The organism is Salmonella sp. 32010601201800023SM (assembly GCF_017572235.1).
Lineage (GTDB): Bacteria > Pseudomonadota > Gammaproteobacteria > Enterobacterales > Enterobacteriaceae > Salmonella > Salmonella enterica.
In genome coordinates this window covers 359,381-381,522 of record NZ_JAGEQS010000004.1, presented here as the reverse complement: position 1 = coordinate 381,522, position 22,142 = coordinate 359,381, and the positions used below count along the sequence as shown (strand labels likewise).

Annotated in this window: 23 protein-coding genes; 15 read left to right on the top strand and 8 right to left on the bottom strand. The window is 54.4% G+C overall.

Annotation, left to right across the window (positions count from 1 at the left end):
- The first annotated feature begins 281 nt into the window (after positions 1 to 281).
- Together glyA and J4617_RS15060 are read left to right on the top strand one after the other, a co-directional pair.
- Positions 282 to 1,535, top strand: a complete 1,254-nt coding sequence (gene glyA, locus J4617_RS15065) for a serine hydroxymethyltransferase (protein WP_000919178.1) — start codon at positions 282 to 284, stop codon at positions 1,533 to 1,535.
- A 195-nt stretch (positions 1,536 to 1,730) separates the two neighbouring features.
- Positions 1,731 to 2,870, top strand: a complete 1,140-nt coding sequence (locus J4617_RS15060) for a 3-phenylpropionate MFS transporter (RefSeq protein WP_001173729.1) — start codon at positions 1,731 to 1,733, stop codon at positions 2,868 to 2,870.
- Here the strand turns inward: J4617_RS15060 and csiE are convergent.
- Complete coding sequence (gene csiE, locus J4617_RS15055) at positions 2,865 to 4,142, bottom strand: stationary phase inducible protein CsiE (RefSeq protein ID WP_000982964.1); 1,278 nt, start codon at positions 4,140 to 4,142, stop codon at positions 2,865 to 2,867. The genes J4617_RS15060 and csiE overlap by 6 nt on opposite strands.
- Positions 4,143 to 4,267: 125 nt before the next feature.
- Between csiE and J4617_RS15050 the strand changes: the two genes are divergently transcribed.
- Together J4617_RS15050 and J4617_RS15045 are read left to right on the top strand one after the other, a co-directional pair.
- Positions 4,268 to 4,906 (top strand): DUF1007 family protein, encoded by a 639-nt coding sequence (locus J4617_RS15050; RefSeq protein WP_000805728.1) that lies wholly within the window; start codon positions 4,268 to 4,270, stop codon positions 4,904 to 4,906.
- On the top strand, positions 4,897 to 5,883 hold the full coding sequence (locus J4617_RS15045; RefSeq protein WP_000111028.1) for a nickel/cobalt transporter: 987 nt from the start codon (positions 4,897 to 4,899) through the stop codon (positions 5,881 to 5,883). Before J4617_RS15050 ends, J4617_RS15045 begins: the two co-directional genes overlap by 10 nt.
- On the opposite strand, the gene asrC is transcribed toward J4617_RS15045, so the two are convergent.
- From asrC to suhB, 5 genes are all read right to left on the bottom strand, one after another.
- Entirely contained in the window at positions 5,884 to 6,897 is a 1,014-nt protein-coding gene (gene asrC, locus J4617_RS15040) for a sulfite reductase subunit C (RefSeq protein WP_017465861.1), read from the bottom strand.
- A 10-nt stretch (positions 6,898 to 6,907) separates the two neighbouring features.
- Positions 6,908 to 7,726, bottom strand: coding sequence for an anaerobic sulfite reductase subunit AsrB (asrB, locus tag J4617_RS15035; RefSeq protein WP_000017587.1), 819 nt, complete (start codon positions 7,724 to 7,726; stop codon positions 6,908 to 6,910).
- A 3-nt stretch (positions 7,727 to 7,729) separates the two neighbouring features.
- The gene (gene asrA / locus J4617_RS15030; RefSeq protein ID WP_017465862.1) at positions 7,730 to 8,773 is read right to left on the bottom strand and encodes an anaerobic sulfite reductase subunit AsrA; all 1,044 of its coding nucleotides are present in this window, start codon (positions 8,771 to 8,773) and stop codon (positions 7,730 to 7,732) included.
- 181 nt (positions 8,774 to 8,954) lie between these two features.
- Entirely contained in the window at positions 8,955 to 9,833 is an 879-nt protein-coding gene (locus J4617_RS15025) for an alpha/beta hydrolase (RefSeq protein ID WP_000174944.1), read from the bottom strand.
- A gap of 144 nt (positions 9,834 to 9,977) precedes the next feature.
- Positions 9,978 to 10,781, bottom strand: a complete 804-nt coding sequence (gene suhB, locus J4617_RS15020; protein WP_000553467.1) for an inositol-1-monophosphatase — start codon at positions 10,779 to 10,781, stop codon at positions 9,978 to 9,980.
- Positions 10,782 to 10,899: 118 nt separating this feature from the next.
- Between suhB and trmJ the strand changes: the two genes are divergently transcribed.
- The 11 genes from trmJ (at position 10,900) to sseB (ending at position 19,792) form a co-directional block, all read left to right on the top strand.
- Positions 10,900 to 11,631 (top strand): tRNA (cytosine(32)/uridine(32)-2'-O)-methyltransferase TrmJ, encoded by a 732-nt coding sequence (trmJ, locus tag J4617_RS15015; protein ID WP_000940035.1) that lies wholly within the window; start codon positions 10,900 to 10,902, stop codon positions 11,629 to 11,631.
- A gap of 159 nt (positions 11,632 to 11,790) precedes the next feature.
- Entirely contained in the window at positions 11,791 to 12,285 is a 495-nt protein-coding gene (gene iscR / locus J4617_RS15010; protein WP_001241346.1) for a Fe-S cluster assembly transcriptional regulator IscR, read from the top strand.
- Between the two features lie 180 nt (positions 12,286 to 12,465).
- A complete protein-coding gene (gene iscS, locus J4617_RS15005; protein ID WP_000775263.1) occupies positions 12,466 to 13,680 on the top strand; it encodes a cysteine desulfurase in 1,215 nt (404 codons plus the stop codon).
- A gap of 27 nt (positions 13,681 to 13,707) precedes the next feature.
- Positions 13,708 to 14,094 (top strand): Fe-S cluster assembly scaffold IscU, encoded by a 387-nt coding sequence (iscU, locus tag J4617_RS15000; protein ID WP_000331704.1) that lies wholly within the window; start codon positions 13,708 to 13,710, stop codon positions 14,092 to 14,094.
- Between the two features lie 28 nt (positions 14,095 to 14,122).
- Positions 14,123 to 14,446, top strand: coding sequence for an iron-sulfur cluster assembly protein IscA (gene iscA, locus J4617_RS14995; RefSeq protein WP_000028952.1), 324 nt, complete (start codon positions 14,123 to 14,125; stop codon positions 14,444 to 14,446).
- Between the two features lie 195 nt (positions 14,447 to 14,641).
- Positions 14,642 to 15,157 carry a co-chaperone HscB gene (gene hscB / locus J4617_RS14990; protein WP_000384398.1) on the top strand — a complete coding sequence of 172 codons (516 nt, stop codon included), beginning with the start codon at positions 14,642 to 14,644 and terminating at the stop codon, positions 15,155 to 15,157.
- A gap of 12 nt (positions 15,158 to 15,169) precedes the next feature.
- The gene (hscA, locus tag J4617_RS14985) at positions 15,170 to 17,020 is read left to right on the top strand and encodes a Fe-S protein assembly chaperone HscA (RefSeq protein WP_001196653.1); all 1,851 of its coding nucleotides are present in this window, start codon (positions 15,170 to 15,172) and stop codon (positions 17,018 to 17,020) included.
- A 1-nt stretch (position 17,021) separates the two neighbouring features.
- Positions 17,022 to 17,357 (top strand): ISC system 2Fe-2S type ferredoxin, encoded by a 336-nt coding sequence (fdx, locus tag J4617_RS14980; protein WP_001124466.1) that lies wholly within the window; start codon positions 17,022 to 17,024, stop codon positions 17,355 to 17,357.
- An 11-nt stretch (positions 17,358 to 17,368) separates the two neighbouring features.
- On the top strand, positions 17,369 to 17,569 hold the full coding sequence (iscX, locus tag J4617_RS14975; RefSeq protein WP_000523621.1) for a Fe-S cluster assembly protein IscX: 201 nt from the start codon (positions 17,369 to 17,371) through the stop codon (positions 17,567 to 17,569).
- Between the two features lie 53 nt (positions 17,570 to 17,622).
- On the top strand, positions 17,623 to 18,906 hold the full coding sequence (pepB, locus tag J4617_RS14970; protein WP_000133541.1) for an aminopeptidase PepB: 1,284 nt from the start codon (positions 17,623 to 17,625) through the stop codon (positions 18,904 to 18,906).
- A 109-nt stretch (positions 18,907 to 19,015) separates the two neighbouring features.
- Positions 19,016 to 19,792 (top strand): enhanced serine sensitivity protein SseB, encoded by a 777-nt coding sequence (gene sseB, locus J4617_RS14965; RefSeq protein ID WP_023198585.1) that lies wholly within the window; start codon positions 19,016 to 19,018, stop codon positions 19,790 to 19,792.
- Between the two features lie 568 nt (positions 19,793 to 20,360).
- Here sseB and J4617_RS14960 read toward each other — a convergent pair.
- Both J4617_RS14960 and sseA read right to left on the bottom strand, forming a co-directional pair.
- Positions 20,361 to 21,029 carry a DUF5066 family protein gene (locus J4617_RS14960; RefSeq protein WP_017466009.1) on the bottom strand — a complete coding sequence of 223 codons (669 nt, stop codon included), beginning with the start codon at positions 21,027 to 21,029 and terminating at the stop codon, positions 20,361 to 20,363.
- Positions 21,030 to 21,275: 246 nt separating this feature from the next.
- Positions 21,276 to 22,118, bottom strand: coding sequence for a 3-mercaptopyruvate sulfurtransferase (gene sseA, locus J4617_RS14955; RefSeq protein ID WP_000205241.1), 843 nt, complete (start codon positions 22,116 to 22,118; stop codon positions 21,276 to 21,278).
- Positions 22,119 to 22,142: the final 24 nt, after the last annotated feature.

Genomic DNA, 22,142 nt, shown 5'->3' with positions numbered 1-22,142 from the left:
CATCTTATAAAAATACCCTTGCATTGTAAATGGATCTTCTCTGCTTTACGTTATGGAGGTAACAACGTGAAAAATCTGCATCACAAAGCTGAAAAGAAATCCGTTGAAATTCGTCAGGCTCTCGTTCAGGAAACCCTTATCTGACGCATAGGTAATCGTTTGCGTAAAAACCTTTGTCAAGACCTGTTATCGAAGAATGATTCGGTTATACTGTTGGCCGAAGTCCCACGGACTGCCTTTTCAGGCACAAATTTTATTGTTAGCTGAGTCAGGAGATGCGGATGTTAAAGCGTGAAATGAACATTGCCGATTATGATGCCGAATTGTGGCAGGCTATGGAGCAGGAAAAAGTACGTCAGGAAGAGCACATCGAACTGATCGCCTCCGAAAACTACACCAGCCCGCGCGTGATGCAGGCGCAGGGGTCTCAGCTGACCAACAAATACGCTGAAGGTTATCCGGGCAAGCGCTACTACGGCGGTTGCGAATACGTTGATGTCGTAGAGCAACTGGCTATCGACCGCGCGAAAGAACTGTTCGGCGCCGACTACGCTAACGTGCAGCCGCACTCCGGTTCTCAGGCTAACTTCGCTGTTTACACCGCGCTGCTGCAGCCGGGCGATACCGTTCTGGGTATGAACCTGGCGCAGGGCGGCCACCTGACTCACGGCTCCCCGGTTAACTTCTCCGGTAAACTGTACAACATCGTACCTTACGGAATCGATGAGTCCGGTAAAATTGACTATGACGAGATGGCGAAGCTGGCCAAAGAGCACAAGCCGAAGATGATTATCGGTGGCTTCTCTGCCTACTCCGGCGTGGTTGACTGGGCAAAAATGCGTGAAATCGCTGACAGCATCGGCGCATACCTGTTTGTCGACATGGCGCACGTGGCGGGCCTGATTGCCGCAGGCGTTTACCCGAACCCGGTTCCCCATGCTCACGTTGTCACCACCACCACCCACAAAACCCTGGCGGGTCCGCGCGGCGGCCTGATCCTGGCGAAGGGCGGCGATGAAGAGCTGTACAAAAAACTGAACTCCGCCGTGTTCCCAAGCGCGCAGGGCGGCCCGCTGATGCACGTGATCGCGGGTAAAGCGGTAGCACTGAAAGAAGCGATGGAGCCGGAGTTCAAAGTTTACCAGCAGCAGGTGGCGAAAAACGCCAAAGCGATGGTGGAAGTGTTCCTGAACCGCGGCTACAAAGTGGTGTCTGGCGGCACTGAGAACCACCTGTTCCTGCTGGACCTGGTGGATAAAAACCTGACCGGTAAAGAAGCTGACGCCGCGCTGGGCCGTGCTAACATCACCGTGAACAAAAACAGCGTGCCGAACGATCCTAAGAGCCCGTTCGTGACTTCCGGTATCCGCATCGGTTCTCCAGCGGTCACTCGTCGCGGCTTCAAAGAAGCGGAAGTGAAAGAGCTGGCTGGCTGGATGTGTGACGTGCTGGACAACATCAATGATGAAGCCACCATTGAACGCGTGAAAGCGAAAGTACTGGATATCTGCGCCCGCTTCCCGGTTTACGCGTAAGCGCTTATGCTGTGAAAATGGCCCGATGGCGCTGCGTCTGTCGGGCATTACTTATGCGCCATAACGTGACGCCGCCGGAAGTCATTATCCGGCGGCGTTGCCGTTTGAACTTCTCCCTCCGCTTGTTAATCTTATGTTACCCTTGCCAGCGCAACCGTTTACCGCCAGACTATCGCCTCCAAACGGGAGGGAATCATGGCATTGCATTCCACGCGCTGGCTGGCGCTCAGTTATTTCACCTACTTCTTTAGTTACGGTATTTTTCTGCCCTTCTGGAGCGTCTGGCTCAAAGGTCTTGGGCTAACGCCGGAAACCATCGGTCTTCTGCTGGGCGTGGGTCTGGTCGCGCGTTTTCTCGGTAGTCTGCTCATTGCGCCTCGCGTAAGCGATCCTTCGCGGTTGATCTCCGCGCTGCGCGTACTGGCATTGCTGACGCTGGTATTTGCGCTGGCATTTTGGGCAGGAACGCATGTCGCGTGGCTAATGGTGGTGATGGTTGGGTTTAACCTCTTCTTTTCACCACTGGTGCCGCTGACCGATGCGCTGGCCAATACCTGGCAAAAGCAAATTACCCTGGACTATGGTCGGGTGCGGCTGTGGGGGTCCATCGCCTTCGTGATAGGGTCGGCGCTGACCGGTAAGCTGGTGAGTTTATACGATTACCAAGCGATTCTGGCGCTACTGACGCTCGGCGTCGCCTCGATGTTGCTGGGTATGTTGTTACGTCCCAGCGTGCCGCCGCAAGGGGAAAGCCGTCAGCAGGAGAGCGCAGGCTGGCCCGCCTGGCGTACGCTGGTGGCACAAAGTTGGCGTTTTCTCGCCTGCGTCTGTTTGCTGCAAGGGGCGCACGCCGCCTACTACGGTTTTAGCGCCATCTACTGGCAGGGGGCTGGCTATTCAGCATCGGCGGTCGGCTATTTATGGTCGTTGGGCGTGGTGGCGGAAGTGATCATTTTCGCCCTGAGTAAAAAGCTATTTCGCCGGTTTAGCGCCCGCGACTTGCTGTTGCTTTCCGCTGTGTGCGGCGTGGTACGCTGGGGACTGATGGGCTGGAGTACGGCGTTGCCGTGGCTGATTGTGATACAAATCCTGCACTGTGGCACGTTTACCGTTTGCCATCTGGCCGCCATGCGCTATATCGCTGCGCGTCAGGGAAGCGAGGTGATTCGTTTGCAGGCCGTCTATTCCGCTGTGGCGATGGGCGGCAGCATCGCGATTATGACGGTATTTGCCGGTTTTCTGTATCAACATCTGGGCGGCGGCGTGTTCTGGATTATGGCGCTGGTGGCATTGCCCGCTATCTTCCTTCGGCCCAAAGTGGTTGCCGCGTCATGATTCCAGGATCTTGCGGATCTGCTGCTGTTGGTGCTCTGTGAGGGTGCGATCCGCATGAATTAATGGCGGTGAGAAGAGCGGTAGCGGCGTGGCGTAAGGGGTAACAATCAGCGCTACGCCGCGCGGGCATCCCTCTTTTTGAAATGCCTGGAGCGATAGCCGTCTGATATTCAGCGGCAACAGGGTCAGTTCACGCAGTTGCTGCTCAATATGCGTCTCCAGCGCATCATTTTTATCCGCTAACAATACGATCTGTCTCTCATGCAAATCGTTATCCTGCATTAGCCAGGCGCCGAAAATCACTGCCACCAGCCCCGTCTCTTCCTCGGAAAAGTGGATACCATATTCGGCTTCAAACCCGGCGAGCGCCTCACGTGTGGTGCGAACCAGACGCGGATAAAGACGGTTGAACTCTTCCGGAAGCGTATTATCGATGCCAATCGTGAATAAACTTCGGTTCAGCGCCTGGGCGAGATGGACATACAGCTGATCGTTAAGCCCTTGTTCGTCGCTGAAGCGTACGTTCCCTTTTTCTCGAAAGCGCAGCACCAGCCGCGCCACCTCCAGTCGCAGTTGCTGCGCCCGTTGATGCGTGTCGCGAATCGGGTCGGGGAGGCGAATCATTGAAAACAGTAACGCCATAAACAGCGCTTCATTGAGCGGTGCGGCCTGCATCACGTGGCGCTGCCAGTGACGACCAATTTCCTGGGCGAGTGGATATTCCGCGCACGACTGCGCCCAAATCTGCTGTACAGGGTTGAACTCCGGGGTGATGCCGGCATGGTGTTGTAGCAGACAATACTGTAAAAAGAGACGCAGGAACTGCACGTCGCGATGTTCAAATGGTTTTTGCAACCGGCGGGCGCACAGATTGATGAGCGCGTGCAGATTAATATCGTCATACAGCGGACGCGCGATACCGCGCTGCTTTAGCGCGTTTTTTAAGGCCGGGGTAAACTGTTGCGTGACGAAGGTCGGGCATAAACGCAGGCCGCGCCTGAGCCAGTGTAAAAGGCAAAGGCGCTGATCGAGTGCTGTACCTTCGATCCGATAGCAACCGTTCTGGCATGTTGTGATGGCAAGGCGATGATAGCGCTGGATCTCCAGGCTTGTCTCAGTGATATCCTCACGGGCAGTATCATCATCAACGCCATTAAGCGCGCTGAAGATTTCCACCGTGGCAATTGGCTCCGGCTGGAAAAGCGTCAGCAATACCTGACAGCGGCGCTGGGGAGCGGAAAGTACAGATGGTGGGGCAATTGTCGGCATCATCTGTCAGGTCTCCCGTTAGTTTGTCTGGTAAGGATAGCTAAAGTTTGCGTGTGAAAAATGTGATAAGCGTGCTTTTAGGCCAGGAATGCTGAGGAGTGTCACAGAATTTTTATCGCGAGGAACAGATGAAGCCAGTGAAACGCAGCGCCTTAACACTATTTCTTGCCGTTTTATCTTTCGTGGCGGCGGCGCATCCGCACAGCTTCATCCGTCTGCAAACGCAGGTGGTCAGTGAAAATGAGCAATTTGTGGCGTTAAAAATGCGCTGGACAATGGACGCGCTGACGTCCGCAGATCTGCTGTATGACGCCGGAAACGCGGCACCGGGGTCAGAAATATGGAAAAAGTTGGCGGCGGAAGTGATGGCTAACGTACTTGGGCAGCACTACTTTACAGAAGTGTGGCGCAATGGCGCGAAAGTGAAGTTTAAAAACAGGCCGACAGAATACGGTATGACGCGTGACGCGCATCAGGCGGTATTGACCTTTACGCTACCGCTGGCTGAACCGCAGCCGTTAAGCGGACAGACTTATACCTTTTCAACGTTTGATCCCTCTTATTATGTCGATATGCATTATGACCAGGACAGCGATATCACGATGCCGGAACCGCTGCGCGAAAAGTGTCGGATTCAGGTTTATACTCCTGCGCCCGGCGAAGAGACGCTACGTTTCGCCCAGTCGCTGGATAAAGAGGACGCGCCGCCGGAGGATATGGATTTAGGTAAACAGTTTGCCCAAACGGTGACCTTGCAATGTCAGTAATTTTTTCTCAACGCACTCCGGGGCGGCGCTGGCTCTCGCTGTGGCCATTGGCGTTATTCCTGCTGCTGATGCTGGTTGGCGGTCTGTGGATGTGGCAGGCCTGGCCGCAGGTGATGTTGAAAAGCGCTCTTTGGCAGCGGGACGTGAATCAGCAGTTGAGCGCGCTGCTTAACGCGGTGGCGACGCATCCTGAGCGGGCGGGCGGATCGTTGCTTCTGCTGAGTTTTATGTATGGCGTGCTTCATGCGCTGGGGCCGGGACACGGCAAAGTGGTGATCGCGACATGGCTGGCGACGCATCCTTCGAAGTTGAAATCGAGTATCGTGTTAACCCTCGCCGCCGCGTTATTACAGGGGCTCGTGGCTATCGGGTTGGTGGTGGGCGTGCTGACCGTATTGCAACTTCCGGCCAGGCAGCTCCATCTGAGCGGCTTCTGGCTGGAAAAGGGGAGCTATGCGTTAGTTGGCGGGCTGGGCATTTTGCTGTGCTGGCGGGCCATAAAAAGGTTACGCGCGCTGCTACGTAAACCTGTCTTTATCGCTTTTACGCCGCGCCATGTTCACCATGAAAAATGCGGCTGCGGACATCAGCATCTACCGACGCAGGAACAATTGCATAGCGGCGATGACTGGCGCGCGCGATTCATGATCGTACTGTCTATGGGGATGCGGCCCTGTTCCGGCGCGATAATGGTGCTGTTATTCAGTAAAGTGATTGGCGTTTTTAGCTGGGGAATGGCGTCGGTACTGGCGATGGCGGCGGGAACCTCGCTAACGATTACCTCGCTGGCGTTGCTGGTACACACTTTTCGTGCTCTGGCGGTGAAGCTCAGTGGAAACAAAGCGCCAGCGTTATGGCGGCAGGTAGGCTGGTCAACGCTGGCGCTGGCCGGAGGGGTCATACTGCTTGTCGCGGCGCTGGTCATGTGGTTTAGCGTGCCGCAGCCTGTGGGCGGGCTGCGGCCATGGCGTGGTTGATTAGTGCCCGGCGGGTTTGAGATGCATCCGCGCGACGGATTCGTCTTCTGCCCAGTAAATGCGTTCGGCGACCATCGCTTCCGGATTGAGCTGAACGCCGCGCAGTACCCGTTCTTTAAAACGCAGATAGCCGCCTTTGTCGATCAGATGGCCCATATGTAGATAGATCGGTTTTCCGCCGAGCATCTCTTTTTCAAATTCATACAGGTTAACGATCACCTGCTTTATCACATCTTCAGTCACCCAGTTGAGGAAGAGCTTGCCGACGCGCGGCGTCTTTTTACTGGTGCGTCCGCCCAGACGGACTTGCCAGAGCTGATCCGGCTTACGTTGCCAGGCCAGCGTCGGACAGGCCAGCACGCACTCGCCGCAGCCGATACAGGCGGACTCTTCTTTGACCGCTTTGCCGTTCTTCAGCGCCAGGCAGCCTACCGCGTGGTGACTACAGACCTTCACGCAGGCGCCGCAGCCGATACAGCGATCGGCAGTGAAGCGCATTTTCGCCACGCCAATAATTCCCAGATCGGCCATTGACGCCTTCGCGCAATCATTCGGGCAGCCAACAATGACCGTTTTGAGATGATAAGGGCTGGGATAGACCAGTTTTTCAAGACGACGGGACAGACCGGTCGTGTCAGTGTTGGCTTTCTGGCAAATGCGGTTCCCCTGACAGGCGACAATATTTCGCCCGCCAATAGCGAGATAGCCCGCTTTGGTATCCTCAACCTGGACGTCGCACAGTTCTATTTCAATCTCGCGAAGAAACGGCTCCAGCGCAGCGTTCACGTTGTCGATATCTTCGTAACGGATACCCGGCATCGCCAGCTTCTGGCGGGTAGTGAGGTGAATTTGTCCGTTGCCCCAGGTTTCGGCGATGTCACGCGCCACCGTTAGCAAATGCGCGGGCAAAATACCGCCGGGAATGCGGACGCTGATCATGGCTTCGCCGCGCACTTTTGACAGGCGATATTCGTTTTTCGCACGGGCTTTAATGATATCAATATCAATGCTCATGATGTTCTCCTTAATCGGCAAAACGTTGCGCGACGGCGTAGTTAAATATCGGACCGTCGGTGCAGACATACACTTCGCCCATACGGCAGTGGCCGCACTTCCCGACGGAGCAGGCCATCCGGCGTTCGTAGTCCACCCAGATTTGCTCCGGCTTGAGCCCTTTTTGCAGCAGCATTTTTACGGTAAAGGTAATCATTATTGGCGGCCCAACGACGATGGCCTGCATAGTGTCGATATCGCTAAGCGTCATGTCGGCAAGCCGATCGGTCACCCGGCCAATCTGGTAACGGTCATCAGCCTCGCCTTCATCCAGCGTGAGTACCAGATTATGTTTGCCGCGCCACGTCGCCATTTCTTCTTTGTACAGCACGCAATCGCGATTTTTATAGCCGAGAATCATATCCAGTTGACCAATTTCCTGGGGATTCTCAACGAAATAGCGCATTAAGCCTTTCACCGGCGCGACGCCCGTACCGCCTGCGACAACCAGTAAGGGCTTATGGCGCAGCGTATCGACCGGATAGCCATTGCCATAGCAGCCGCGTAGCCACACGTTGTCGCCTTCTTTCAGCGTAAAGAGGGCGCTGGTCACTTTTCCGACATTACGAATCAGCAGATCTATCCAGCCGTCGCCGTAGTCGGAAACGGAGATGGGCGCTTCGCCGACGCGCGGCAGCGACACCTCAACAAATTGCCCCCAGTGCGCGGGAAAATCGACGGCCACGCGGAAATTCCACTCCAGCGGCGTGTGGCGAGTAATACTGAGGATGCGGTACGCCGCAGGCAGCAAACTGTGCTGCGGTTTATCATGACAGGAACAATGTGACATGCGTTATGCCTCCTCTGCCAGCGCCTGCCGAACGGCAGCGGTCATTTTGTTGATAATCAAAGAAAATTTGATGTATTGCGGGCAGCGATCGTCGCAGCGGCCGCAGCCGACGCACATATGTTCAATGCCGTTGCGCGCTTTGTAGTCATTGACCTTATGCAGGGCGCGGTAGCGCAGACGCTCGCCGGGTTTTTCGCGAAAACCATGACCGCCGGCCATGTCGCTAAAGCCCGGCACCATGCAGCTTGCCCACTGGCGACGGCGTTCGCCGCGCTGCGGATTTTCATCATAGGCGACGTCAAAGACGCTATAGCAGGTACAGGTTGGGCACCCGGTAGTGCAGCGGCCACAACTGATGCAGCGGCTGTCGTAGGCGTCCCATAGCGGATGGTGGGTGAGAATGTCGCGAATTTTTTGCGGATCGTGGCAAACGCTGTCCGGCGTGACGACGGTTTCCCGGTTTTCGCTGACGAAAGAGGGGGTATAGTCAGCCTCCTGCCCCAGCCCTTGTATCGCCGCCTCGATAAAGGGATCGCGGATGCTGACAAGCGCGCCCTCATCGCTAAAACGCATGGCGGCGCTATAACAGTCAGTTTTATTAGTACCCATTGAGACGCAGAAACAATTTTCGAAGCTTTCTTCACACTCAATAAGGACGAAACGAATATGCTCCCGTAGCAGTTGATAACTGTAATCGGAATTATTCCCATTTGATAAATACATATAATCCAGCCGCGACATGGCGTTAATGTCGCAGGCGCGGGCAAAGATGATTATCGGGGAAATGTCTGTCTCGGCAATTTGAATGGTGTCTTTATCGAAATAAAAGAGCGTTTCGGTGATAGGGGCGATAATGGTATTCGGCGACATGTGCGATTTCTCGTGCCAGATGAGATCGCGCCAGCCGCTAATCCGTTGATAAATAATGTTGTCAGTGTCGGAAAAACGTCCGCCGCGAAACTCTGCGGACGGGGCAAACACGCGCCATTTTTTGTTTAATCGCTGGATAAGCAAACTAAACTCGTCAGGCGTAATTTTGATAGCCATCACATACTCCACAGTAATATTCAGGAAAAACAAATGAAAATAAATTGTTATAAAAATCAGTTGAATATTACTGTTACGCTAGCGCTAATCCATCGCCTTCGCTAACGGGAAAAAATGGTTTTTACTATCGGTATAATAAATATATTCTTAATCATAAAATATGCATATATACAGCGTCGCGCTATTTAGCGGATAGCGCGGTCTGAATAAATTTAATCATTGCATCACGGTAAAGGTTTGCATAACGTCCGGAAAAAGCATCAATGTGATCGCCGTCAGGAATGAAGATTTTTTGTTTGGGCTCCCGGGCGAGGGCATACAATTTCTCACTGTCCTGCCAGGGAATAACATGGTCTGCCGTGCCATGAAGAATCAATACCGGAATGGGGCTGACGCTGGCAATATTGCGATCCGCGCTATAGCGGTCATCAAGCAAATAGCCGCTGCCCGGGATCATCTGGTTGGCGATGGAGGAATAGGATAAAAACGTTGAGTCAAGGATAATCGCACGTATGCCCGCCTGGTCGGCGTAGCGCATATTTGCGCAGCCTACGCAGTGGCCTACGGCGGCCAGTACATTATTGCCGCCCAGGCTCTGCCCCAGCAGTACCAGGCGCTCGGGGTTAACGTCGGCGCGATGCCGCACATAATCTATCGCGCTTTTCGTATCGTCCAGTAGCCCCTCTTGTGATGGGGTACCCTCAGATTCGCCAAAACCACGGTAATCAAACATAAACAGGTTTACGTTGCGTTCTGGCAGCCAACTGACTAACGGCCAGTGCGCCGACATATTTCCGGCGTTGCCATGGACATGAATCACCGTCGCGACGGCGTTTTCCGGCCTGCCGAAAGCAGTGGGAATAAACCAGCCGTGCAGATGCGTGCCATCTTTGGCGGTAAAGGTAATGGATTCAGCTTCGGCAGGGGTTGGCCCATAGACTTTATTGTCCGGGTAATAAAAGGCATTGATCGCTACGCGGGGTAGCAGATAAATACAGACCACAATGATAAACAGAATAAAAAGGGATTTGACGATGCGTCGGGTATGTTGAAGGGTCATGTTCGCTTCCTTGCCGCTTTATGCCAATAGCGGAGCAGGGAGCGATCGTACAAAAACATGCAGGCAAGTAAAGCGATGAGGCTGTGTTTAGGAAAAACGCCTGAAAAGGCACGGCGGATGAGTGGCCCCATCCGCCGAAGAGACTTAGCGCTTCAGCGCATCGCTCAGTTCGTCGCGCATATTCGCCAGCATGGCTTTAACGACGCGCGGATTCCCCGCCACGATATTACCGGTCATCATGTAGTTATGACCGCCGGTGAAATCGCTGACGATACCGCCCGCTTCACGAACCAGCAGTTCGCCCGCGGCGAAATCCCACGGACGAAGGCCAATTTCAAAGAAACCATCGACACGACCTGCAGCCACATAGGCCAGATCCAGCGCGGCGGAACCGGTGCGGCGGAAATCGGCGCATTCGGTGAACAGCTTGCCGATAATATTAATGTAGGTGGTCGCGTATTGTTTGGCTTTGAACGGGAAGCCAGTAGCGAGGATAGTGCCGTCCAGATCGCGAGCGGTACTGCCGCGCAGACGGTAGCCGTTCAGCTGCGCGCCCTGACCGCGGGTGGCGGTGAACAGTTCGTTACGCATCGGATCGTACACGACAGCCACTTCAGTACGGCCTTTAATGCGTACAGCAATGGAAACAGCGAAGTGTGGCAGACGTTTGATGAAGTTGGTGGTGCCATCCAGCGGATCGATAACCCATTGAACATCCTGATCTGTGCCAACGTGCTCACCGCTTTCTTCGGTGATAATAGTGTGTTGCGGGTAAGATTTGCGAATGGTGTCGATAATCACCGCTTCAGCGGCCTTATCTACATTGGTCACAAAATCGTTACTGCCTTTTTGGCTCGCTTCTACAGCGTCCGGAGTTTCATAGTTTTTGGCAATTACATTACCCGCCTTGCGCGCTGCGCGCACGGCGATGGTCAGCATCGGATGCATCGGTCTCTCTCACTGGATGTTAAAGAACGGGAAAACGGCGCAGAGTATAGCAGCGAGATCGGAATCTGTCTTGGTTTTATGGTAAGATGTCAGAATAATCTTTAGCTGAAGAAAGACAATGCTGCAAAACATTCGAATTGTGCTGGTGGAAACCTCCCACACCGGCAATATGGGCTCCGTGGCTCGCGCTATGAAAACCATGGGCTTAACTAACCTGTGGCTGGTAAACCCGTTGGTGAAACCGGACTCCCAGGCCATCGCCCTGGCGGCAGGCGCCAGCGATGTGATCGGTAATGCGCAGATCGTCGATACGCTGGATGAAGCGTTGGCTGGCTGTAGCCTGGTGGTCGGCACCAGCGCCCGTTCCCGCACTTTGCCGTGGCCGATGCTTGATCCGCGCGAGTGCGGCTTAAAAAGCGTGGCGGAAGCGGCAAATACGCCGGTTGCGCTGGTTTTTGGTCGTGAGCGTGTCGGGCTGACTAACGATGAGTTGCAAAAATGCCATTATCACGTCGCTATTGCCGCTAACCCGGAGTACAGCTCATTGAATCTGGCGATGGCGGTACAGGTCATCGCGTATGAAGTCCGCATGGCCTGGCTGGCGACGCAGGAAAACGGCGACGTGGCAGATCATGAAGAGACGCCGTATCCGCTGGTGGACGATCTTGAACGCTTCTACGGCCATCTGGAGCAGACGTTGCTCTCCACTGGCTTTATTCGCGAAAACCATCCGGGGCAGGTGATGAATAAATTGCGCCGTCTGTTTACCCGCGCCCGCCCGGAAAGCCAGGAGTTGAATATTCTGCGTGGGATTCTGGCGTCTATTGAGCAGCAGAATAAAGGCAAGTAACCGCATCAATATCGCACGGAACGCTAAATACCTGACTAATTTACTCAAGTAAATAGTTGACCAAATTACTCGGGAATGTCAGACTTGTCCCTGCTATGCAATACCCCCATTTTACAATAAAAAACCCCGGGCAGGGGCGAGTTTGAGGTTAAGTAAGACATGAGACTGACATCTAAAGGGCGTTATGCCGTGACCGCAATGTTAGACGTTGCGCTCAACTCCGAAGCGGGCCCGGTACCGTTGGCTGATATTTCTGAACGTCAGGGGATTTCCCTTTCTTATCTGGAACAGCTATTTTCCCGTTTACGTAAAAACGGTCTGGTTTCCAGCGTACGCGGGCCGGGCGGCGGTTATCTGTTGGGTAAAGATGCTGGCAGTATCGCGGTCGGCGAAGTGATCAGCGCGGTTGATGAATCCGTTGACGCGACCCGTTGCCAGGGGAAAGGCGGCTGTCAGGGCGGCGATAAATGCCTGACCCATGCGCTGTGGCGTGATTTAAGCGATCGCCTGACCGGCTTTCTCAACAATATTACCTTAGGCGAGCTGGTGAATAACCAGGAAGTTCTGGATGTGTCTGGTCGCCAGCACACGCATGACGCGCCGCGCGCCAGCGGTCGTGCGCAGGACGCTATCGACGTTAAATTACGCGCTTAATTAAAATATTACGCCATCTCTTCTGGCGGCCTCATGCGGTGAATGCCGCGGTCGTCTGAAGGATGAAGTGTAAAAAAGAATTCAGAATCAGGCCGGGACGCGGACGTCCCGTCAACACGGTCGTACATCCAGCCGGTTGCCTGATTCCTTGCATTGAGTGATGTACGGAGTTTAAGAGCAATGAAATTACCGATTTATCTCGACTACTCCGCAACCACGCCGGTGGACCCGCGTGTTGCCGAGAAAATGATGCAGTTTCTGACCCTGGACGGAACCTTTGGGAACCCGGCGTCTCGTTCACACCGTTTCGGCTGGCAGGCTGAAGAAGCCGTCGATATCGCCCGCAACCAGATTGCTGAACTGGTCGGCGCCGACCCGCGTGAAATCGTCTTTACCTCAGGGGCGACGGAGTCCGATAACCTGGCGATCAAAGGCGCTGCCAACTTTTATCAGAAAAAAGGCAAGCACATCATCACCAGCAAGACCGAGCACAAAGCGGTGCTGGACACCTGCCGTCAGCTTGAGCGCGAAGGGTTTGAAGTGACCTACCTGGCGCCGCAGCGCAACGGCATCATCGATCTCAACGAGCTCGAAGCAGCGATGCGTGACGACACCATTCTGGTTTCCATCATGCACGTGAACAACGAAATCGGCGTGGTGCAGGATATCGCGACCATCGGCGAAATGTGCCGCGCGCGCGGTATCATCTACCACGTTGACGCCACCCAGAGCGTGGGCAAACTGCCTATCGACCTGAGCCAACTGAAAGTGGATCTGATGTCCTTCTCCGGTCATAAAATTTATGGTCCGAAAGGCATTGGCGCGCTGTATGTGCGTCGTAAGCCGCGTATTCGCATTGAAGCGCAGATGCATGGCGGCGGGCACGAGCGCGGTATGCGCTCTGGTACTCTGCCTGTCCACCAGATTGTCGGCATGGGCGAAGCTTACCGTATCGCGAAAGAAGAGATGGAGACCGAAATGGCCCGTCTGCGCGGTCTGCGTAACCGTCTGTGGAACGGCATCAAAGATATTGAAGAAGTTTACCTGAACGGCGACCTTGAGCAGGGCGCGCCAAACATTCTCAACGTGAGCTTTAACTACGTTGAAGGCGAGTCGCTGATCATGGCGCTGAAAGACCTGGCGGTCTCTTCCGGTTCCGCCTGCACCTCCGCCAGTCTGGAACCGTCCTACGTGCTGCGCGCGTTGGGCATGAATGACGAGCTGGCGCATAGCTCTATCCGTTTCTCTTTAGGTCGTTTTACCACTGAAGAAGAGATCGACTACACCATTGATCTGGTTCGTAAATCCATTGGCCGTCTGCGTGACCTTTCTCCACTGTGGGAAATGTACAAGCAGGGTGTGGATCTGAACAGCATCGAATGGGCACATCATTAATCGGTATCGGAATCAGGAGAATTTATAATGGCTTACAGCGAAAAAGTAATCGATCACTATGAGAACCCGCGTAACGTAGGGTCGTTTGACAACAACGACGATAACGTGGGAAGCGGCATGGTTGGCGCTCCGGCCTGCGGCGACGTTATGAAGTTGCAGATTAAAGTTAACGATGAAGGTATCATTGAAGACGCGCGCTTCAAGACTTACGGTTGCGGTTCCGCTATCGCCTCCAGTTCTCTGGTAACGGAGTGGGTGAAAGGAAAATCCCTGGACGAAGCGCAGGCGATTAAAAACACCGACATTGCAGACGAACTGGAGCTGCCGCCGGTGAAAATTCACTGCTCTATTCTGGCGGAAGACGCGATTAAAGCCGCTATTGCGGATTACAAAAGCAAACGCGAAGCGAAATAAAATAGAACGTTAACATTGAGGTTTTGTTATGTCGATTACACTTAGCGACAGTGCAGCAGCGCGAGTTAATACCTTCCTGGCCAACCGTGGTAAAGGGTTTGGTCTGCGTCTGGGCGTGAGAACCTCCGGCTGCTCAGGTATGGCTTATGTACTGGAATTTGTTGACGAGCCAACGGCGGAAGACACCGTGTTTGAAGACAAAGGCGTTAAGGTAGTGGTTGACGGCAAGAGCCTGCAATTTCTGGACGGTACACAGCTGGACTTCGTAAAAGAAGGTCTGAACGAAGGGTTTAAATTCTCCAACCCGAATGTGAAAGATGAGTGTGGTTGCGGCGAAAGCTTCCACGTGTAACCGTGTTCCGCTGTTATACCGAGCATTCGTGCTGCAGAAAAGCGGCAAGCGAGTGAATCCCCAGGCGCTTACTTGAGTAAATGACTGGGGGAACCCGCGCAGACAACGCATCTGCGGCGCGAAGTAAGAAGGTATAACCCCACCGTGGTCGCCTGCGTGTGGGGTTTGTTCTGACAGGCTATCCCTGAGAATGTTATGGATTACTTCACCCTCTTTGGCTTACCAGCCCGTTATCAGATTGACACCCAGGCGCTGAGCCTTCGTTTTCAGGATCTGCAACGCCAGTATCACCCTGACAAATTTGCCAACGGCACCCAGGCGCAGCAGCTTGCCGCCGTCCAGCAATCCGCCACGATCAACCAGGCCTGGCAAACGCTGCGTCACCCTTTGACGCGCGCGGAGTATCTGCTCTCCTTACACGGGTTCGATCTGGCCAGCGAGCAGCATACGGTACGCGACACCGCGTTTCTGATGGAACAACTCACGCTTCGCGAAGAGCTGGACGATATCGAACAATCAAAAGACGACGTGCGGCTGGAAAGCTTCATCAAACGCGTACAAAAGATGTTTGACGCTCGCCTTCAGCAAATGGTGGAACAGTTGGACAACGCCGCGTGGGACGCGGCGGCGGATACGGTGCGCAAACTGCGGTTTCTCGATAAACTGCGAAGCAGCGCAGAACAACTCGAAGAAAAGCTGCTCGATTTTTAACTGGAATCTAACATGGCCTTATTACAAATTAGTGAGCCTGGTCTGAGCGCCGCGCCGCATCAGCGTCGTCTGGCGGCGGGCATCGACTTAGGCACTACCAACTCTCTGGTTGCGACGGTTCGCAGCGGCCAGGCGGAAACTCTGCCTGACCACGAAGGGCGCCACCTGTTGCCTTCAGTGGTTCACTATCAGCAGCAGGGCCATACGGTCGGTTACGCTGCGCGCGACAATGCCGCGCAGGATACGGCCAACACTATCAGCTCTGTGAAACGCATGATGGGACGCTCGCTGGCGGATATCCAGGCGCGCTATCCGCATCTGCCTTACCGGTTTAAGGCAAGCGTTAATGGGCTGCCGATGATTGACACGGCGGCTGGATTGCTCAATCCGGTACGCGTATCGGCTGATATTCTCAAAGCGCTGGCCGCGCGGGCTAGCGAATCGCTCTCCGGCGAGCTGGATGGCGTGGTGATTACCGTTCCCGCCTATTTCGATGATGCCCAACGTCAGGGGACGAAAGACGCCGCGCGGCTGGCAGGCCTGCATGTGCTGCGCCTGCTCAACGAACCGACGGCGGCGGCGATTGCCTACGGTCTGGACTCAGGCAAAGAAGGCGTTATTGCTGTTTACGATCTCGGCGGCGGTACCTTCGATATCTCTATTTTACGCCTGAGCCGCGGGGTGTTTGAAGTGCTGGCGACGGGCGGTGATTCTGCGCTCGGCGGCGACGACTTTGACCATCTGCTGGCGGACTATATTCGCGAGCAGGCGGGAATTGCCGATCGTAGCGACAATCGCGTTCAGCGCGAACTGCTGGATGCCGCGATTGCGGCGAAAATCGCCTTAAGCGATGCCGATACCGTTCGCGTTAACGTTGCGGGCTGGCAGGGGGAGATCACTCGCGAGCAATTTAACGATCTCATTTCCGCGCTGGTTAAGCGCACGCTATTGGCCTGCCGTCGCGCATTGAAAGATGCCGGCGTGGAGCCCCAGGACGTTCTGGAAGTGGTCATGGTCGGCGGTTCGACCCGTGTACCGCTGGTGCGTGAGCGGGTGGGCGAATTTTTTGGCCGCACGCCGTTAACCGCTATCGACCCGGATAAAGTGGTCGCTATCGGCGCAGCGATTCAGGCCGATATTCTGGTCGGCAACAAGCCGGACAGCGAAATGCTGCTGCTGGACGTGATTCCACTCTCTCTTGGGCTGGAAACGATGGGCGGCCTGGTGGAAAAAGTCATTCCGCGCAACACCACTATCCCGGTGGCGCGCGCGCAGGATTTCACCACCTTCAAAGACGGCCAGACCGCGATGTCTATCCATGTGATGCAGGGCGAACGCGAACTGGTGCAGGACTGCCGCTCGCTGGCGCGCTTTGCGCTGCGCGGGATTCCGCCGCTGCCGGCGGGCGGGGCGCATATTCGTGTGACCTTCCAGGTAGACGCCGATGGCCTGTTGAGCGTCACCGCAATGGAAAAATCCACCGGCGTCGAGGCCTCCATTCAGGTCAAACCTTCCTATGGTCTGACCGATGGCGAAATCGCCTCGATGATCAAGGATTCCATGAGTTTTGCCGAGCAGGACGTGAAAGCGCGTATGCTGGCGGAGCAAAAAGTCGAAGCCGCGCGCGTGCTGGAAAGTTTGACCGGCGCGCTAACTGCCGACGCCGCGCTGTTAAGCGCCGCAGAACGTCAATGCATTGATGATGCCGCCGCACATTTAAGCGCGGTCGCACAAGGCGATGATGTTGACGCCATAGAACAAGCCATTAAAAACGTAGATAAACAAACCCAGGAATTTGCCGCTCGCCGCATGGACCAGTCGGTTCGTCGCGCGTTGAAAGGCCATTCCGTAGACGAGGTTTAACATGCCGAAGATTGTTATTCTGCCTCATCAGGATCTTTGTCCGGATGGCGCAGTTCTGGAAGCTGAGACCGGTGAAACCATTCTTGACGTTGCGCTGCGCAACGGCATCGAGATTGAACACGCCTGTGAGAAATCGTGCGCCTGCACCACCTGTCACTGTATTGTACGTGAAGGCTTCGACTCCTTGCCGGAAAGTTCGGAAGAAGAAGACGATATGCTGGATAAAGCGTGGGGGCTGGAGCCGGAAAGTCGACTGAGCTGCCAGGCCCGCGTTACCGACGACGATCTGGTTATCGAAATTCCACGTTACACAATCAACCATGCGCGTGAGCATTAACAGAGGGTAGTATGGGACTCAAGTGGACCGATAGCCGCGAGATCGGCGAAGCGTTATACGACGCATATCCTGATGTCGATCCTAAAACCGTTCGTTTCACCGATCTGCATCAGTGGATCTGCGAACTGGACGATTTTGACGACGACCCTAACGCATCCAATGAAAAAATTCTGGAGGCGATTCTGCTAGTCTGGTTGGATGAAGCAGAGTAAGTCAAATAACGGGCTGCCCTACGGCGGCCCGTTTGCTAATAAGGAAAATAACAATGACAGAAGCCATGAAAATTACGCTTTCCACGCAGCCTGCCGATGCGCGCTGGGGCGATAAAGCCACTTACAGTATTAATAACGACGGTATTACCTTGCATCTTAACGGTAAAGACGATCTGGGATTGATCCAGCGTGCGGCGCGTAAAATCGACGGCCTGGGAATAAAACAGGTCGCGCTGACAGGCGAAGGATGGGATACCGAGCGTTGTTGGGCATTCTGGGCGGGTTACAAAGGACCAAAAGGCGTCCGTACCGTAATGTGGCCGGATTTAGACGATGCCCAACGTCAGGAACTGGATAACCGCCTGACCATTATTGACTGGGTGCGCGACACCATTAATGCTCCGGCGGAAGAGCTTGGGCCGGAGCAACTGGCGCAGCGCGCGGTGGATCTGCTGTGCAGCGTCGCGTGCGATAGCGTCACTTACCGTATCACCAAAGGCGAAGATCTGCGCGAGCAGAACTATATGGGGCTGCATACCGTAGGCCGTGGTTCTGAGCGTCCGCCGGTGCTGCTGGCGCTGGATTACAACCCGACGGGAGACAAAGATGCGCCGGTTTACGCCTGCCTGGTCGGTAAAGGTATCACCTTTGACTCCGGCGGTTACAGTATCAAACAAAGCGCTTTTATGGACTCAATGAAATCCGATATGGGCGGCGCGGCGACAGTAACGGGCGCGCTGGCGTTCGCCATTACCCGTGGGCTGAATAAACGCGTAAAACTGTTCCTGTGCTGCGCCGATAATCTGATCAGCGGCAATGCGTTTAAACTGGGCGATATTATTCGCTACCGTAATGGCAAGAATGTCGAAGTCATGAATACCGATGCGGAAGGGCGACTGGTGCTGGCGGATGGCCTGATTGACGCCAGCGCGCAACACCCGCAGCTAATCATTGATATGGCGACGTTAACCGGCGCGGCGAAAACGGCGCTGGGTAACGACTATCATGCGCTATTCAGTTTTGACGATACGCTGGCGGGGCGCTTGCTGACCAGCGCGGCGCAAGAGAATGAACCGTTCTGGCGTCTGCCGCTGGCGGAGTTCCACCGTAACCAGCTGCCGTCTAACTTTGCGGAACTGAACAACACCGGCAGCGCGGCGTATCCCGCTGGGGCAAGCACCGCCGCGGGTTTTCTGTCGCACTTTGTTGAAAATTACCGCGAAGGCTGGCTGCACATTGACTGTTCCGCCACTTATCGCAAAGCGCCGGTTGAGCAGTGGGCTGCCGGGGCAACCGGTCTGGGTGTGCGCACCATCGCGAATCTGCTGACCGCCTGAACGGTGTTTTTGTAGGCCGGGTAAGCGAAGCGCCACCCGGCATTTTGCCTGATGGCGACGCCGTGCGTCTTATCAGGCCTACAACCCATATACATAATTTGTGATTCCTATGTCCGAAACTAAAAATGAATTAGAAATCTTGATGGAGAAAGCGGCGACTGAGCCCGCGCATCGTCCGGCATTTTTCCGTACCTTACTGGAGTCCACCGTCTGGGTGCCGGGCAGCGCTGCCGAAGGCGAGGCGATTGTGGAAGACAGTGCTCTGGATTTGCAGCACTGGGAAAAAGAAGACGGCACGACCGTCATTCCCTTCTTTACTTCTCTGGAGGCGCTGCAGCAGGCCGTGGAAGACGAACAGGCATTTGTGGTGATGCCGGCGCGCACGCTGTTTGAAATGACGCTTGGCGAAACGCTATTCCTCAACGCTAAATTGCCGACCGGCAAAGAGTTTATGCCGCGTGAAATCAGCCTGCTTCTCGCTGGGGAAGGCAGTCCGTTAAGTACGCAGGAAGTGCTGGAAGGTGGCGAGTCGCTTATTTTATCCGAAGTGGCCGAGCCGCCGTCGCAGATGATTGATTCCCTCACTACGCTGTTTAAAACCATCAAACCGGTGAAACGCGCATTTCTCTGCGCGATTAAAGAACATGCGGACGCCCAACCCAATCTGCTGATTGGCATTGAGGCTGACGGCGAAATTGAAGAGATCATTCACGCAGCGGGCAATGTGGCGACCGACACGTTACCGGGTGACGAACCGATCGATATTTGTCAGGTGAGGAAGGGCGAGCAGGGTATCAGCCACTTTATCACCGAGCATATCGCGCCGTTCTACGAGCGCCGCTGGGGCGGGTTCCTGCGCGATTTTAAACAGAACCGCATCATCTGAAGAAAAGAAAGCCGCCCAACAGGGCGGCCTCCTGGCTTACCTGCTCTGGACGTTGAGCGTTACGGGAACAGAGCTACCTGGGTGGCTTCTGTCTGCGTGAAGACACAACGTGCCAGAAACAAGAAGCACGACACAAAAGTATCGTACCTTCATGTTGCGGTCCTTGCGAAGACCGCATCACGGCAGTACCGCTGGCGATAATGCCGTGATAGCAGGCACTACGGTGTGCCTGCGCTTACGGCCATGGGTTATCCTCTCCTGAAGCCAGCGCCCGTTTGCGAGACGGCGGAAAGGGCCGGGAAAGATAATACCTCAAATGTTGAATAGTTTCCTGATAAATTATATTGACATTTGCTCCCTTAAAAGGGAGTATTAATCCCCTACGGTGTGCCTGCGTTGCTATGGCAACAAAGCCTGCTGGAAAGGCCGCGAACCGGACCAGCACAAAAAAACCGCTCAATTGAGCGGTTTTTTTGTGGCCTGCTTAAACCGAATTTATGTAGATTCGTTTTAAATCAGCCTGAACGGTAGGCCGGATAAGCGTGAGCGCCACCCGACATCATGTCGATTAATCGACGAGCGCATCCAGTTTTGCCCAAAACGCCTCATGATAATCCTCCAGGTCAAGTAAAGCGGCATCGCGTTGTTCATTCATTTTTTGCTGTGCCTTCCATTGCGGAAGATGTAAATCCTCTTCGGTAAAGCCAATGTCTTTAGCGCCCGAAATAATATTATAGAGATATTCCACCAGAGAAGACTCCGCCAGCCAGAATTCATTACGTTCCATGCGGGCAATAGGGTATTCGCCGTTGGCATCCCGTTCTGTGATATAGATAAAAATGGCCTGATCGCCGACATGATCGATACGAATTAATGCCGGAAGACGGGGATCGTTACTCCAGACAGGCATCAGATCTTCAATATCAATACCTGAGCTATCCATGCCAACGCCGTAATACGCCTCTTCATCAGGGGAGTAAGAATGAATTACTCCCTCTTTATCAATAGATCTTTGTAATGTTTCAATCACAGGCATATTATAATTGCTAAGTAGATCGCGGTCGTAGGCCAGTAGCGCCTTCAGGCTTTCAGGTAACTCAGTGGTTTCCGTATTTTGCGGATCGCGATACTTACGCACTCGCAGACGACTTATTTCCTCGGCAGACATAGGAGTAGGTACCTTATTACGGTTAACCTTTTTAACCAACTCAATTAAATTAGCGAGTGAAATATCCATTTTCCATCCTTAAAAAATTATATTTACAGGAGTTATTTTCCGGTGAAAACAAAAACAGCGGTAATGATACTCCTTATACCGGACGTAAAGTATTTACCGATAAAAAATAGGATTTTATTAAGAGAAAATAATGCCCGTTTGCAGGACAGCGGAAAAGAGCGGAATAAAAACAATGTCTGTAGATCGTTTTACATCAGCCTGAACGGTAGGCCGGATAAGCGTGAGCGCCATCCGGCATGGCGGATATTAAGCGGGTTCAACCGGTAAATCGGTACGCGCGCCCCATTCGCTCCACGCGCCATCGTAAAGCGTGACGTCAGGCACATCCAGCGTGGCGAGCGCCAGCACCACGACCGCGGCCGTCACGCCGGAACCGCAGCTGGCGATAATCGGTCTGTCGAAACTCACGCCGTGGCTGAAAAAAACCTCATTCAGTTCGTCAGTGGTCTTTAATTCGCCTTCATACACCAGTTCCGTCCACGGGACGTTTAGCGCGCCAGGAATGTGTCCGCGCCTCAGTCCCGGACGCGGTTCATCAGCCTGAGCGTTAAAACGCGCCGCCGGACGCGCGTCAACGATTTGCGCGGTTTTTTCATGGCTTGCCAGCAATACGTCGGTGAGACGCACCACGGCTTGCGGCGCGAATTTCGCCTCAAACTCGCCTCCTTCATGCGCTTCTTCGCCTTCGCGCAATAGCCATTCGTCGCGCTGCCAGCCCGCCAGTCCGCCCGCCAGAATGGACACTTTCTCGGCACCGAACGTGCGCAGCATCCACCATGCCCGCGGAGCGGAGAACAGATTGCCTTCATCGTATATGACCAGGTGTTTATCCTGGCGAACACCCAGTTCACGCATGGCCACCGCAAACGCTTCCGGGCGCGGCATCATATGCGGCAACGGCGATGCGCGATCGGAGAGCGCTTCAATATCAAAAAACAGCGCGCCGGGAATATGTCCGGCGCGATATTCGCCCGCCATATCACGATGTTCTTGTCCTGGCGGCGCCATACGGGCGTCAAGAATCTGTATTTCCGGATCATCAATATGTTCGGCAAGCCAGTCGGCGGCGACAAAAAAGGCGGTGGTCATGGGCATCTCCATTGTTACCTGGTT

Coding starts and splice junctions, on each gene's coding strand:
- trmJ (WP_000940035.1), top strand. CDS start 10,900: ATGCTGCAAAACATTCGAATTGTGCTGGTGGAAACCTCCCACACCGGC.
- iscR (WP_001241346.1), top strand. CDS start 11,791: ATGAGACTGACATCTAAAGGGCGTTATGCCGTGACCGCAATGTTAGAC.
- J4617_RS15045 (WP_000111028.1), top strand. CDS start 4,897: ATGTCAGTAATTTTTTCTCAACGCACTCCGGGGCGGCGCTGGCTCTCG.
- sseB (WP_023198585.1), top strand. CDS start 19,016: ATGTCCGAAACTAAAAATGAATTAGAAATCTTGATGGAGAAAGCGGCG.
- glyA (WP_000919178.1), top strand. CDS start 282: ATGTTAAAGCGTGAAATGAACATTGCCGATTATGATGCCGAATTGTGG.
- J4617_RS15050 (WP_000805728.1), top strand. CDS start 4,268: ATGAAGCCAGTGAAACGCAGCGCCTTAACACTATTTCTTGCCGTTTTA.
- J4617_RS14960 (WP_017466009.1), bottom strand. CDS start 21,029: ATGGATATTTCACTCGCTAATTTAATTGAGTTGGTTAAAAAGGTTAAC.
- hscB (WP_000384398.1), top strand. CDS start 14,642: ATGGATTACTTCACCCTCTTTGGCTTACCAGCCCGTTATCAGATTGAC.
- pepB (WP_000133541.1), top strand. CDS start 17,623: ATGACAGAAGCCATGAAAATTACGCTTTCCACGCAGCCTGCCGATGCG.
- asrB (WP_000017587.1), bottom strand. CDS start 7,726: ATGTCACATTGTTCCTGTCATGATAAACCGCAGCACAGTTTGCTGCCT.
- J4617_RS15025 (WP_000174944.1), bottom strand. CDS start 9,833: ATGACCCTTCAACATACCCGACGCATCGTCAAATCCCTTTTTATTCTG.
- asrC (WP_017465861.1), bottom strand. CDS start 6,897: ATGAGCATTGATATTGATATCATTAAAGCCCGTGCGAAAAACGAATAT.
- sseA (WP_000205241.1), bottom strand. CDS start 22,118: ATGACCACCGCCTTTTTTGTCGCCGCCGACTGGCTTGCCGAACATATT.
- iscA (WP_000028952.1), top strand. CDS start 14,123: ATGTCGATTACACTTAGCGACAGTGCAGCAGCGCGAGTTAATACCTTC.
- iscU (WP_000331704.1), top strand. CDS start 13,708: ATGGCTTACAGCGAAAAAGTAATCGATCACTATGAGAACCCGCGTAAC.
- iscS (WP_000775263.1), top strand. CDS start 12,466: ATGAAATTACCGATTTATCTCGACTACTCCGCAACCACGCCGGTGGAC.
- fdx (WP_001124466.1), top strand. CDS start 17,022: ATGCCGAAGATTGTTATTCTGCCTCATCAGGATCTTTGTCCGGATGGC.
- hscA (WP_001196653.1), top strand. CDS start 15,170: ATGGCCTTATTACAAATTAGTGAGCCTGGTCTGAGCGCCGCGCCGCAT.
- suhB (WP_000553467.1), bottom strand. CDS start 10,781: ATGCATCCGATGCTGACCATCGCCGTGCGCGCAGCGCGCAAGGCGGGT.
- J4617_RS15060 (WP_001173729.1), top strand. CDS start 1,731: ATGGCATTGCATTCCACGCGCTGGCTGGCGCTCAGTTATTTCACCTAC.
- iscX (WP_000523621.1), top strand. CDS start 17,369: ATGGGACTCAAGTGGACCGATAGCCGCGAGATCGGCGAAGCGTTATAC.
- asrA (WP_017465862.1), bottom strand. CDS start 8,773: ATGGCTATCAAAATTACGCCTGACGAGTTTAGTTTGCTTATCCAGCGA.
- csiE (WP_000982964.1), bottom strand. CDS start 4,142: ATGATGCCGACAATTGCCCCACCATCTGTACTTTCCGCTCCCCAGCGC.